The following is a 13,233-nucleotide window of genomic DNA, read 5'->3' on the forward strand; positions in this document are numbered from 1 at the left end:
CTACTCAGTCCCTAGCTTCATCCAACCTTCTCGGTGCTGAAAACCTGACTTTTTTGAACTTGTATTTTAATAAGACGCCTCTTCTATGATGCCATACTTTGGGCAAAAACTTAAGGGCTCCGCTGTGATAATTTGGGACTGGCCGGAATACATTTACCCTAGGTGGAAAAGCCTTCACGCTGAAACTGCACAAAAAACGGAAGGGGAATAGGGGATGGAACAAAAAAACTGGCACCAGTGGAGTGCTGAAGCGCTTTTGGAACGGCTTGGCGTCACGCGTGATCAGGGGTTGTCCGACGAGGAAGCGCTGCGAAGACGCGAGGAGAGCGGCTGGAACGAGCTCGAAGAAGGCAAACGGATCTCCCCGATCCTGCTGTTTCTGAATCAGTTTAAGGACTTCATGATGCTTGTGCTGATGGGCGCCACGCTGATCTCGGGATTTCTCGGTGAATATTTGGACGCCGTGACGATTATAGCCATCATTATTTTGAACGGGGTGCTGGGGTTCATCCAGGAATTCCGGGCGGAGCGTTCCCTGCGCGCGCTGAAGCAGCTGTCCGCGCCGCACGCCAACGTGCTAAGGGAAGGAACCGTGAAGCATTTGCCGGCCCGGGAGCTCGTTCCCGGAGACATCGTCGTGCTGGAGAGCGGCGACCGGATTCCGGCGGATATCCGCTGGTTGTCCACGAACAGCCTGGACGTCGAGGAATCCGCGCTTACGGGCGAATCGCATCCGGTCGGCAAGCATGCCGGTGTCCTGAGCGAAAGCGAAGTGCCGCTTGGCGACCAGAAAAATATCGGTTTCATGGGCACGATGATTACCCGCGGCACCGGGCGCGGCATCGTTATCCGGACGGGCATGGACACCGAAATGGGGAAAATCGCCGACCTGATCCAAAATACCGAAGCTCAGGATACACCGCTGCAGCGGCGGCTTGAGCAGCTCGGGAAAATTTTAATCTACATGTCGCTTGGCTTGACCGTGCTTGTAGTGCTGCTGGGCATTATGCAGGGGCAGCCGGCGAGCGGGATGTTTTTTGCCGGGGTCAGTCTGGCGGTGGCCGCCATCCCGGAAGGTCTGCCGGCTATCGTCACGATCGCTCTGGCGCTCGGCGTGCAGCGGATGATCAAACGCAAGGCGATTGTCCGCAAGCTGCCTTCGGTGGAAACGCTGGGCTGCGCATCGGTCATTTGCTCGGATAAAACCGGCACGCTGACGCAAAACAAAATGACCGTCACCCGCCTTTGGCTGGAGGGGCGTTCTCTGGCGGTCACCGGCGAAGGCTACGAGCCGGTCGGCAACATTCTCGAGGGGGACAGCCCGGTCGATTTGCGCAAGGATCAAAGCCTGCGCCGGCTGCTGCAAATCAGCGCGCTGTGCAGTAATGCCGACATCTATGAGGATGACCCGGAACAACGCGGCCGGCGCAAGACGAAGGATGAAGCGGCGGTGGGCCCGGTTTGGAAATTAAAAGGCGACCCGACCGAGGGGGCTTTGGTTACGCTGGCTTCAAAAATGGGCTTGTCCCCGGCTTCCCTAAGCGGCATGTATGCGCGCGAGCGGGAGTTTCCGTTTGATTCGAAACGGAAGCGGATGTCCGTCATCGTCACCCACCAGGGAGGTAAAATGGCGCTGGTGAAAGGCGCGCCGGATATGCTGCTGGAGCGCTGCTCGTATATTTTGTGGGAAGGGAAAGTGGTGCCTTTTACCGGGACGTTCCGCCAGCGTGTGCAGACCGCCAACGAAAAGATGGCCCGCGGCGCGCTGCGCGTGCTCGGCATGGCGTACCGGGAACTAAGATCTCATGAAGGGGCCGATGACGAGGATGGCGTGGAATCGCAGCTGATTTTCGTCGGCCTGACAGGCATGATCGATCCGCCGCGGCGCGAAGCGCGGGACGCGATCAACGTCTGCCGCAAGGCGGGCATCAAAACGGTGATGATCACCGGGGACCATGGGCTGACCGCCGAAGCGATCGCCTCCGATCTCGGCATTTTGCCGCGCGGCAGCTCCGCGATGTCCGGCCAGCAGCTGGAAGGGCTCAGCGACGAAGAACTCGAACGCCAGGTGGAGAACATCTACGTGTACTCCCGGGTTTCTCCGGAACATAAGCTGCGGATCGTCAAAGCTCTGCAGCGCAGAGGCCATGTCGTGGCGATGACCGGCGATGGCGTCAACGACGCGCCGGCGATCAAAGCGGCCGACATCGGCATCGCGATGGGCCTGACCGGAACCGACGTCTCCAAGGAGGCCTCTTCCTTGATCCTCAGCGACGACAACTTTACGTCGATCGTGGCCGCGATCGAGGAGGGCCGGAACATCTACGAGAACATCCGCAAGTTCATCCGTTATTTGCTGGCGTCCAACGTTGGGGAAATTTTGACGATGTTTTTTGCCATGCTCGCCGGGCTGCCGCTGCCGCTGCTGCCGATTCAGATTTTGTGGGTGAACCTCGTCACCGACGGCCTGCCGGCGATGGCGCTTGGCGTTGACCAGCCGGAGAAAGATTTGATGGAGCACAAGCCGCGCGGGGCGAACGAAAATATTTTTGCCCGGCGCCTGGGCTGGAAAATCATCAGCCGCGGCGTGTTGATCGGCGTGTGCACGCTGGGCGCCTTCTGGCTGACGCTGCAGCACGCGCCGGGCGACCCGGGCCAGCTGGCCAAAGCGCAGTCGGTCGCTTTCGCCACTTTGGTCATGGCGCAGCTGATCCACGTCTTCGACTGCCGCAGCTCGCGTTCGATTTTTCACCGCAACATTTTACAAAACAAATTATTGGTGCTTGCGGTCTTGTCTTCCATCATTTTGATGCTTGGCGTCATGTACATCGAACCGCTGCAGCCGATCTTTAAAACGATTCCGCTCGGCGCGAGAGAATGGGCGATTACGCTGGTGGCCGCCGGCATTCCGACGTTCCTGCTGGGCGCCGGCAGCGTCTGGTCCGGGAACCGCAAACGCCGCGGCTTCAGCGGTCCGCGTCCGCTGGGAACCGCGAAAAGTACAAATATTCGTGCATAAAATCAATACCTTTTCCCGCCGGCAAACTTTAGACTAACCCCATAGGCAAGCTTTGTTGCAAGGGACGGCGTTTCCCTTGATATATATTGACGATGCAGGAGTGGGGTTAAGATGGAATTTACGAAAATGCATGGACTGGGCAACGATTTCCTTGTTTTTTACGGGCATACGGAGCTGCCTGAAAATGTATCCGAGCTGGCGGTAAAATGGTGTGACAGATATTTTGGCGTCGGCGGGGATGGTCTCGTGTTTATCCTTCCGTCGGAGAAGGCCGATTTCAAAATGCGGATCATCAACTCGGACGGTACGGAAGCTGAGCAGTGCGGCAATGCGATCCGCTGTGTGTCCAAGTACGTATACGACAACGGCTTGGCCAATAAAGAAAACGTGACGATCGAAACGCTCGGCGCGGGCGTGCAGCAGGTCAGCCTGCAGGTGGAGAACGGAGTCGTCAAAACAGTGCGCGTCGATATGGGCGAACCGATATTGGACGGCCTGGCCGTTCCGACCACGCTGAAGGAAAGCCCGGTGCTGAACCGGCCGATCGAGGCGGGAGGGCGCGAATTTTCCTTCACGGCCGTGTCGATGGGCAATCCGCATTGCGTCATTTACGTGGACGACGCCCCGAGCTTCGAGTTGACGACATGGGGTCCGCAGCTTGAGGTCCATCCTTATTTCCCGCGCAAAATCAACGTCGAATTCGCGACCGTGACGAGCCGGGACCGGGTGGAAATGCGCGTCTGGGAACGCGGAGCCGGACCTACGCTCGCCTGCGGAACGGGCGCCTGCGCCACCTTGGTATCCTCCGTGCTGAACGGGCTGACGGATCGGGCGGCCTGGATCGGGCTGAAGGGCGGGGACCTGTTCATCGAATGGGATGAACGGGACAACCACGTATATATGACCGGCCCGGCGGAAGCGGTGTACAAGGGCAGCGTAGAAATCTAAATGCCGTTTGACCAGCGTTGCAGCAGGCGGCAAACGAAGCCGGGACACCCGTGGTTTTGGGGCCCGGCTTTTTTTAAGATCTTTGACCTGCATTTGCGGAGGCAGCGGTAATAGCGGTAAAAAAGGGCGTTATTCTTGCCAAATAGGGACCAGGTGCGAAATAGAGGAACTTTTTTCCTCTATTTCTCGCCGGGTGGGGGCAAAACGCGGTTTTTCAAGCCTAATAAGAAAATAAGGACCAAAAGTTCCTCTATTTTATTCGCGAGGGAAAATTCGCAAAAATAGCGCCACAAAATACCTCTATGTCAGGACGGTCGTTTCCTCCTAAGGCTTAAACTATGGGCGTATACAGCAAAACGAAAGTTTTCTTCCAAACGCATTATATTCTATCTTACCATTCTTATTAATTTATGTTAGATTAATATGATAATAGTTTACGTCAGACGGTCAGGAGGAGCGAGCATGAAGCCGGATTTACGCGAGGCGCTGAAAAACGAAGTCATTGTCGGCGACGGGGCCATGGGCACATATTTGTACCATCTGGGTTTTCCGGTCGGCATTTCCTATGAAGAATTCAATTTGCTGCGCCCGGATGTCATCGGCGACGTGCATCGGCGATACATCGAGGCCGGAGCCCGGTTGATCGAGACCAATACGTTTTCGGCAAATTACTATAAATTGTTCCGGTTCGGCCTGGAGTCGAAGGTGGAGGAAATTAACCGCGCCGCCGTGCGCATCGCAAGGCAAGCCGCGGGGGGCGATGCTTACGTGGCGGGCGCGGTCGGTTCGATCCGCGGCGGAAAGCGGGCCAACGTCACGGCGCAGGAACTGGGCGCGTATTATGAACAGCAAATCGCGGTGCTCCTGTCCGAAGGGGTTGACGCCTTGCTGTTCGAAACGTTTTACGATTTGCGGGAAATGCGGATCGCGCTGGGGAAAGCGCGGCATCTGACCGATCTTCCGGTCATCTGCCAGTTTGCCGTCGACCAGGTCGGCCGCACGCTGGACGGCTATGCGATCCCGGAAGCGTTCGGCACACTGCTTCAGGAGGGCGCCGATGTGCTCGGCTTCAACTGCCATTCCGGTCCGAAAGGAATCATGAGCGTGATGGCCGAATTGAACGGTCCTCTGGACGTTCCGATGTCCGTATTTCCGAACGCAGGTTTGGCGGATTACGTGGATGGAGAATATGTATATGGAGCAACCCCCGAATACTTCGGTGAAAACGCGGCATCGTTCGCCGATTTGGGCGCGCGGCTGATCGGCGGCTGCTGCGGGACGACGCCGGAGCATACTGCGGCAACCGCGAAGGCGCTGTTTGGCTACGCCGCGCCGCCGCTGGAGAAGGGACGCCAGCTTCCGGAGGCGCGTTCGTCCGTCATCCTGAACGAGCCCGAGGCTCCGGAGACGGAAACCGGATTTTCCCCCGGCGGAGGTCAGGTGCGGCGGGACCGGCCGAGTCTCGTCGAGCTGGCGCAGGAACGGCACACCGTCATCGTTGAGCTCGATCCGCCGCGCGATCTGGACATCGGCAAGTTTATGGAGGGAGCGGCCGCGCTTAAGGCGGCGGGCGTCGACGCCCTGACGCTGGCGGACAATTCGCTGGCCGTGACGCGCATGAGCAACATGGCGCTGGGTCATCTCGTCCAGTCCGAGCTGGGCCTCCGCCCGCTCATACACATCGCCTGCCGGGACCGCAATTTGATCGGCACGCAGTCGCATATGATGGGCTTTGACGCCCTGGGCATCGACCACGTGCTGGCCGTGACGGGCGATCCGGCGCGGTTCGGCGATTTGCCGGGCGCAAGCTCCGTCTACGATTTGACGTCGTTTGAGATTATCCGCATGATCAAGCAGCTCAACGAAGGGACCTCTTTTTCCGGGAAGCCGCTGAAGCAGAAAGCCAAATTCGTCGTTGGCGCCGCTTTTAATCCGAACGTGAAGCACCTGAACAAAGCGGTTGAGCGGCTGGAGAAAAAAATCGCCTCCGGCGCCGATTACATCATGACCCAGCCAGTCTATGACCCGGAACTGATCGCGGCGGTCAAAGCAGCGACGGCGCATCTGGATATTCCGATATTTATCGGAATCATGCCGCTGGCCAGCGGCAAAAATGCCGCATACCTGCATAATGAAGTGCCCGGCATCCAGCTACCGGAGGAGATTCTAAAGCGGATGGAAGGACTGCAGGGTCCCGAAGGGCGCAAAGCGGGCGTGGAAATCGCCAAGGAACTGCTCGACACGGCGATGGAGCATTTTAACGGTATTTATCTAATGACCCCGTTTATGTTCTATGAAATGAATGTCGCTTTAGTGAATTATGTTAAGGAGAAATCGAAACAAGGGGCGTCCCACTTGTCTCGCTCCACATAATCAATTACAATAGGATAACGGATGTGATGCCATTGTCGCACAGTATGACAGGATACGGTGGGGCCGTCAGATCTTACGGCGGTTACATCGTTCAATTCGAGATAAAATCCGTCAATCACAGATACGCGGAAATCGTTCTGCGTATGCCGCGGGAATGGTCGTGTTACGAGGACGGACTGCGACGCTTGGTTCAACGCCGCGTAAAACGGGGACGCATCGATGTCTTCATCGGCAAAGAGCGTGACGATACCAGCGCTTTGCCTTTGGTGCTGAACACTCCGGTCGCGGAATCTTATCTGCAGGCCGCCGAAGAGCTCGGCCGCCGTTACGGGGTGGACGCTAAATTGAGCGCCAAAGACCTGCTCTCTCTGCCTGACGTGTTGACCGCTCCCGAGCTAGCGCCGGCGGGCGAAAGCGAACCGGAGTGGGAACGGGTGCTGCAGGACGGCCTCGAGGAAGCGCTGATTGGGCTTCTGGGCATGCGCGAGCGCGAGGGTCGGAACCTTGTTACCGACTTAAGCGGGCGGTTGGCCCGCCTGGAGGCGATTCACGGCGAACTGGTGCGCCTCGCGCCGGAGGTTGTGAATGATTACAGAAGCCGGCTTAAGGGGCGGCTTTCCGAACTGCTAGAGGGAAGTTTTGACGAGCAGAGATTTGCGATGGAAGTGGCCGTATTTGCCGACCGCTCCAATATCGACGAAGAGCTGATCCGCTTGAAGAGCCATTTCGAGCAATGCCGCAGTTTGCTGCAGGCTTTTGAACCGATAGGGCGCAAGCTGGATTTTCTCATACAGGAAATGAACCGGGAAACCAATACGATTGGATCTAAAGCTAATCATTTGGCTCTAGTCAACCTTGTCGTCGAAATGAAGGCGGAATTGGAGAAAATCCGTGAGCAAGCCGCGAATCTCGAATAACGTATTTTGACGCAGGGCAGGAGTCAAGTATATAGGGGGAACTACCTAAACATGGCAATTAAACTTATTAACATCGGCTTCGGAAATATCGTATCGGCCAACCGCATCATTTCAATCGTCAGCCCGGAGTCGGCGCCGATCAAGCGGATCATTCAGGAAGCGAGAGATCGCCATATGCTGATTGACGCTACATACGGGCGCCGGACACGCGCGGTTATTATCACGGATAGCGACCATGTTATTTTGTCGGCGGTGCAACCGGAGACAGTCGCCCACCGGCTGTCGACCAAAGATGAAGACAACGACGAATAAAATGGAGAGAATTATGTCTAAAGGGTTACTTATTGTGTTATCTGGACCGTCGGGCGTCGGGAAAGGAACGGTTTGCAGCGAACTGCGCAAGCGCATGCCGGATTTGATTTATTCGGTTTCCGCGACGACGCGGCAGCCCCGCCTTGGCGAAGAAAACGGCGTGAACTATTTTTTCAAAAGCCGCGAGCAGTTTTTGGAGATGATCGAAAACGATCAACTGCTGGAGTATGCCGAATACGTTGGCAACTTTTACGGTACCCCGCGGGATTTCGTGGAGGAGACGATCGCAAGCGGCAAAGATATTATTTTGGAGATTGAAGTTCAAGGTGCGCTCAAGGTGAAGGAGAAATTCCCGGAGGGCGTGTTCGTGTTTCTGCTCCCGCCTTCGCTTGACGAGCTGAAGGGCCGCATTCAAGGCCGGGGAACGGAAAACCAGGCAACGATCGACCATCGCATGTCGGTGGCCGCTCATGAGATCGGACTGATGGAAAATTATGATTATGCCGTCGTCAACGACGAAATCGATCATGCCTGCCAAAGAATACAATCCATCGTTATCGCCGAACATTGCAGAATCCGCAAACAAGGAAATTGCTAAATCCGGCGATCAGCCAATAAGAAGAGGTGTTACGTTATGCTGTATCCATCCATTGACAAGATGCTCGGCAAAGTGGGGAGCAAATACTCCCTGGTCGTGGCCGCATCCCGCCGCGCCAGACAGCTGCGCGAAGGGGACAAAAGCGAGCTGAAGCAGCCGAAATCGCATAAGCAGGTCGGCATTGCGCTCGAAGAGATTTACGGCGACTACGTCAAGATCAAAAACGGCGAGGAACTGCCTGCAGAAAACGAATAAATTCCGGCCTCCGGGCTGCTTTACGACAACCGCGAGGTTGTTATTTTTTTGGTTTGGGAGAAAGGCAGGGGATACCGATGTTAACCGGCAAAAAAATTTTGCTAGGCATCACCGGCGGAATCGCCGCGTTCAAAGCGGCGTCGCTAACCAGCAAGCTGGTGAAAGAAGGAGCGGAAGTCCGCGTCATCATGACCCGCTCGGCGACGAAGTTCATCACAGAGCTGACGCTACAGGCCCTATCGAAAAATTTCGTATACACCGACACGTTTGACGAAAAGCATCCTGAATCGATCTCGCACATCAATTTGGCCGATTGGGCCGATCTTGTGCTGGTCGCTCCGGCGACGGCCAACATCATCGCCAAAATGGCGGCAGGAATCGCCGACGACATGCTGTCGACGACGCTGCTCGCCACGCAGGCGCCGATCATGGTTGCACCGGCGATGAACGTGCATATGTACGAGCACCCGGCAGTCATCCGCAATATGGCTGAGCTTGTGGAGCGCGGAGTCATGATGATCGAACCCGGCGAGGGGCTGTTGGCCTGCGGTTACACGGGCAAAGGGCGGATGGAAGAGCCGGAATCGATCGCGGCCGTGGTGAGCGGCTATTTTGCGCGCCAGGCCAAGCGGGCGGAAAAGCCGCTCGCCGGCAAAAAAGTCGTCGTAACCGCCGGCGGCACGGTCGAGCGGATCGATCCGGTCCGTTATATCACCAACGACTCTTCGGGCAAAATGGGCTTTTCCATTGCCAAAGCGGCCCGGGAATTGGGGGCGGACGTGACGATTATCGCCGGAACGACGCAAGCGCAACCGCCTGTGGGGATCTCCCTGACACGGGTTTCCTCGGCGCAGGAGATGTACGAAGCCGTCCTCCGGGAATGGAACGATACGGATATCCTGGTGAAGGCTGCTGCTGTGGCGGATTACCGGCCAAAGGAGACCGCCCCGAACAAAATCAAAAAAACCGGCGATTCCCTGGTGCTGGAACTGGTGAAGAACATCGATATTTTGGAAACGCTCGGGAAACAGAAAACGACCCAACTGCTGATCGGCTTTGCGGCGGAGACGGAAAATCTCGAGCAGCATGCCATGGACAAGCTGAAGCGCAAAAATTGCGATCTGCTCGTCGCCAACGACGTCACCGCGGAGGGGGCGGGATTCGGCGCCGAAACCAACATCGTCAACATCTATGATGCGAACGGGTTGGTGGATTCGCTGCCCCGGCTCGCCAAAGACGAAGTGGGCATGCGGATTATGGAGCTTGCGGCCGGCCGATTGAAAGGATTGGGCCGATGACCTACCGAATGGCCAAAGTGATCGTGGATGTGCCGAGCCGGGAAACCGACCGGCCTTTTGATTATTTGATCCCCCAGCCGCTGGCGGGGTGGATCGAAGTCGGCAGCCGCGTCGGCGTTCCGTTCGGACGCCGCACGGTGCAGGGCTTTGTCGTATCGCTGCATGAACAGCCGGAAATAGATCCGGCGCGGATGAAGCCGATCCAGGAGCTGCTGGACCTGCTGCCGCCGCTGCCGCCCGATCTCGTGGAGCTGGCGGAGTGGATGAGCCGAAAATACGCCTGCAGCATGATTTCGGCGCTGCAGGCGATGATTCCGTCGGCGTTGAAAGGCAAGGCGGAAAGGTATATCCGCGTGGCTGAGCCGGAGGAAACGCCGGAAAGCGGGGCCGCTGCGGAGTTGATCGCGGCGGGAAGCGCAGCTGAGCCGTTTTGGAGCGGGCAGGAGGAGCTGCGCCAGGATGCCGGCAGCCTGCCTTCTTTGTCGGCTTTGCTGACCCGGGAAGAGGAAGAAATTGTCACCCACATCAAGGCCTCCGGCACCGTGACGATGACCCAGCTTGGCGGGCGTTTTCCGGATCAGGCGGCGATCATCAAGGATTTGCTGAACCGGGGCGTGCTGACGGAAAGCCAGGCGATCAAGGACAAGGTTGGCAAAAAAACGATGAAAAGCGTGGCCGCGGCAGTCAGCGGCAAGGCGGCGGAAGACGCGCTCGCTTCCTTCGGGCCGCAGGCCAAACGCCAAAAAGAAGTGCTGCAGTTTTTGCTGGAGGTCGGCATGCCGTTGTCCCTCCAAGAGGTGCTGTCCACCCTGCGGGTGACGGCGGGCACGGTGAAGAAGCTGGCGGAAAAAGGCTACGCCGTCATCGAAGACGTCGAAGTGTTCCGCGACCCTTACCAAGGCCGGCGATTTAAGAGCAGCGCGCCGCTGGAACGAACATCGGAGCAGGAGATTGTATATAATCGGCTGACCGCGGCGCTTGACGCCCAGAAGCCCGAAGTGTTCCTGCTGCACGGGGTGACCGGGAGCGGCAAAACGGAGGTGTACCTGCAGACGATTGAGCGCTGTCTTTCCCTGGGGCGCCAGGCGATCGTGCTCGTTCCGGAAATTTCGCTCACCCCGCAGATGGTTGAGCGGTTCAAAGGGCGATTCGGCGCCAAGGTTGCCGTGATGCACAGCCGGTTGTCCACCGGGGAGCGATACGACGAATGGCGGAAAATCCGCGAAGGCCGCGTGGAGGTGGCGATCGGGGCGCGTTCGGCGGTGTTTGCGCCGTTTGCCAAGCTCGGGCTGATCGTCATGGACGAGGAGCATGAAACCTCCTACAAGCAGGAAGAAACGCCGAAATACCATGCTCGCGATGTCGCCGTCCGGCGCGCCCGGCAGCACGGGGCCGCGGTGATCTTGGGCTCGGCGACCCCGTCGCTGGAGAGCTATCATGCGGCCCGCTCCGCAGGCGGGGACCATGGCGGCTTTGCTCCGGTGCTGTTGGAAATGAAGCAGCGCCCGTCCGGCAGCCGGCTGCCGGAGGTTCAAATCGTCGACATGCGGGAAGAACTGAAGGAAGGCAACCGTTCGATGTTCAGCCGCGCGCTGCACCGGGGGATTTCAGCCCGCCTTGAGCGCGGCGAACAGACCGTGCTGTTCCTGAACCGGCGCGGATATTCCACTTTTGTGATGTGCCGGACCTGCGGATACGTCGCCGGTTGTCCCGAATGCGACATTTCGCTCACCTACCATCAAAAATCGAACAACCTGCGCTGCCATTATTGCGGTTACGCCGAAGCGGCCCCGTCCGTATGTCCGGAATGCGGGAGCGAGCATATCCGCTACTTCGGCACGGGCACCCAGCGGGTCGAAGCCGAACTGGCCAAGCTGTTTCCGGGCATCCGCGTCATCCGCATGGATGTAGACACAACCAGCGAAAAAGGCGCACACGAGAAGCTGCTGCAGGCTTTCCGCGAAAAAAAAGGCGATGTGCTGTTGGGAACGCAAATGGTCGCCAAGGGGCTGGATTTTCCCGACGTGACGCTGGTTGGCGTGATCGCGGCGGATACGGCGCTGAATTTCCCCGATTTTCGCGCGGCGGAAAAAACGTTCCAATTGCTGACGCAGGTAGCGGGACGCGCCGGACGCCATCAGCTGCCGGGGGAAGTGTTTATCCAGTCCTACATGCCAGAGCATTATTCGATCGTCCACGCCAGCGGGCACGATTATTTGTCTTTTGTACGCGAGGAGCTGAAGCATCGCAAGGCGCTGCATTATCCGCCGTACAGCCGGCTGATACTGGTCACGCTTTCGCATGAGAAGCTGCCGCTGCTGCTGCGGATGGCGGAAAATTTCGCCGGCGATCTGCGGGCCAAGGCGCAGCGCCTCGGCTGGTTCGGCAGCCTGGACCGGTTTACACCGGCGGCGCTGGACATTCTCGGTCCGGTCGCTTCGCCGATTCCGCGCATTAAGAACCGCTACCGGTTCCAGTGCATGGTGAAGCACCGCGGCGATTTGGACGCGGTTGGTCTCGTGCGGGAGACGGCGGCCGCGACGCTGGCGGGCCTGCGCGACGCCAGTCTGCAAATCAGCATCGACGTCGATCCGCAAATGCTGATGTAGCCGGCTGCATGAACTTAATGATCAAACTGCGGGTTTACGGCATATATATTTTTTGAAGAATGCATCAGGCCTTTTTAATGTAAGTGCATGTTCAAAAAGGTCGGTTTTCAGCACCGAGAAGGTTGGATGAAGCCAGGACCGAGGAGCGGAGCGTACGTTTTGGGTACGTGAGCACCGGAGGGCCCGGCTGAATTCAAGATTCGATGCTGAGTTACTACTTGAATTTACTTCGTGATAAGAAAAACGTCTTTCGATGTAAATTCAAGGAAGACAGACCGCGATTAGCGGTAGTTTTTCTTGCGATATAAGGAAGCCGATACTTAGTAGTCAACTCTTTCTTATATCTTCAAAAGCGGATTTTTTGAACAACCTCTATAAATATAATACACAAGAAGCGACGGAAGGAAGTGCCATATGGCGATACGCATTATCGTAAAAGAACCGGATGAAGTGCTGCATAAGGTAGCCAAAGAAGTGACGAAAATTACGCCGAACGTGCAGAAAATTTTGACCGATATGGCGGATACGATGTACGACGCGGAAGGCGTGGGGCTGGCCGCCCCGCAGATCGGCATTTTAAAACGGATGATCGTGGTGGACGTGGGCGATGAACAGGGGCTTATTGAACTGATCAATCCGGAGATCGTGTCCAAGGAAGGGGAGCAGTTCGGGCCTGAGGGGTGCCTGAGCATCCCGGGATACCGCGGCGATGTGCGCCGGGCGATGACGGTAACGGTCAAAGGGCTTGACCGCAACGGGAAGGAAGTCACGTATACCGGATCCGAGCTGCTGGCCAGAGCTTTTCAGCATGAGATCGATCATTTGAACGGGGTTCTTTATACCGATGTGGCCGAAAAAGTGTACGAAATTACGCCGGAAGGTGAAGAGAAGGAGTGACGTCGCA

General features: G+C 57.3%; 10 protein-coding genes. All 10 read left to right on the plus strand.

The annotated features are described in order from the left end of the window. The first annotated feature begins 214 nt into the window (after positions 1-214). The 10 genes from ACLD72_RS19820 to def all read left to right on the plus strand — a co-directional run bounded on the left by ACLD72_RS19820 (position 215) and on the right by def (position 13,226). On the plus strand, positions 215-3,019 hold the full coding sequence (locus ACLD72_RS19820; protein WP_410997612.1) for a calcium-translocating P-type ATPase, SERCA-type: 2,805 nt from the start codon (positions 215-217) through the stop codon (positions 3,017-3,019). 111 nt (positions 3,020-3,130) lie between these two features. After that, positions 3,131-3,967 carry a diaminopimelate epimerase gene (gene dapF, locus ACLD72_RS19825; RefSeq protein ID WP_410997620.1) on the plus strand — a complete coding sequence of 279 codons (837 nt, stop codon included), beginning with the start codon at positions 3,131-3,133 and terminating at the stop codon, positions 3,965-3,967. 462 nt (positions 3,968-4,429) lie between these two features. Continuing rightward, complete coding sequence (locus tag ACLD72_RS19830; RefSeq protein WP_410997622.1) at positions 4,430-6,340, plus strand: bifunctional homocysteine S-methyltransferase/methylenetetrahydrofolate reductase; 1,911 nt, start codon at positions 4,430-4,432, stop codon at positions 6,338-6,340. 32 nt (positions 6,341-6,372) lie between these two features. Next, on the plus strand, positions 6,373-7,257 hold the full coding sequence (locus tag ACLD72_RS19835) for a YicC/YloC family endoribonuclease (protein WP_410997851.1): 885 nt from the start codon (positions 6,373-6,375) through the stop codon (positions 7,255-7,257). A gap of 51 nt (positions 7,258-7,308) precedes the next feature. Further along, complete coding sequence (remA, locus tag ACLD72_RS19840) at positions 7,309-7,569, plus strand: extracellular matrix/biofilm regulator RemA (protein WP_018751582.1); 261 nt, start codon at positions 7,309-7,311, stop codon at positions 7,567-7,569. Between the two features lie 13 nt (positions 7,570-7,582). Beyond that, positions 7,583-8,167 (plus strand): guanylate kinase, encoded by a 585-nt coding sequence (gene gmk / locus ACLD72_RS19845; RefSeq protein WP_410997624.1) that lies wholly within the window; start codon positions 7,583-7,585, stop codon positions 8,165-8,167. Between the two features lie 36 nt (positions 8,168-8,203). Next, complete coding sequence (rpoZ, locus tag ACLD72_RS19850; protein ID WP_410997626.1) at positions 8,204-8,422, plus strand: DNA-directed RNA polymerase subunit omega; 219 nt, start codon at positions 8,204-8,206, stop codon at positions 8,420-8,422. Between the two features lie 77 nt (positions 8,423-8,499). Next, positions 8,500-9,720 (plus strand): bifunctional phosphopantothenoylcysteine decarboxylase/phosphopantothenate--cysteine ligase CoaBC, encoded by a 1,221-nt coding sequence (gene coaBC / locus ACLD72_RS19855; RefSeq protein WP_410997633.1) that lies wholly within the window; start codon positions 8,500-8,502, stop codon positions 9,718-9,720. After that, on the plus strand, positions 9,717-12,329 hold the full coding sequence (gene priA, locus ACLD72_RS19860; RefSeq protein WP_410997635.1) for a primosomal protein N': 2,613 nt from the start codon (positions 9,717-9,719) through the stop codon (positions 12,327-12,329). Before coaBC ends, priA begins: the two co-directional genes overlap by 4 nt. A gap of 414 nt (positions 12,330-12,743) precedes the next feature. Then, on the plus strand, positions 12,744-13,226 hold the full coding sequence (gene def, locus ACLD72_RS19865) for a peptide deformylase (protein ID WP_410997637.1): 483 nt from the start codon (positions 12,744-12,746) through the stop codon (positions 13,224-13,226). Positions 13,227-13,233 lie beyond the last annotated feature (7 nt).

The organism is Paenibacillus lacisediminis (genome assembly GCF_046567315.2).

Coding starts and splice junctions, on each gene's coding strand:
- ACLD72_RS19820 (WP_410997612.1), top strand. CDS start 215: ATGGAACAAAAAAACTGGCACCAGTGGAGTGCTGAAGCGCTTTTGGAA.
- dapF (WP_410997620.1), top strand. CDS start 3,131: ATGGAATTTACGAAAATGCATGGACTGGGCAACGATTTCCTTGTTTTT.
- ACLD72_RS19830 (WP_410997622.1), top strand. CDS start 4,430: ATGAAGCCGGATTTACGCGAGGCGCTGAAAAACGAAGTCATTGTCGGC.
- remA (WP_018751582.1), top strand. CDS start 7,309: ATGGCAATTAAACTTATTAACATCGGCTTCGGAAATATCGTATCGGCC.
- gmk (WP_410997624.1), top strand. CDS start 7,583: ATGTCTAAAGGGTTACTTATTGTGTTATCTGGACCGTCGGGCGTCGGG.
- rpoZ (WP_410997626.1), top strand. CDS start 8,204: ATGCTGTATCCATCCATTGACAAGATGCTCGGCAAAGTGGGGAGCAAA.
- coaBC (WP_410997633.1), top strand. CDS start 8,500: ATGTTAACCGGCAAAAAAATTTTGCTAGGCATCACCGGCGGAATCGCC.
- priA (WP_410997635.1), top strand. CDS start 9,717: ATGACCTACCGAATGGCCAAAGTGATCGTGGATGTGCCGAGCCGGGAA.
- def (WP_410997637.1), top strand. CDS start 12,744: ATGGCGATACGCATTATCGTAAAAGAACCGGATGAAGTGCTGCATAAG.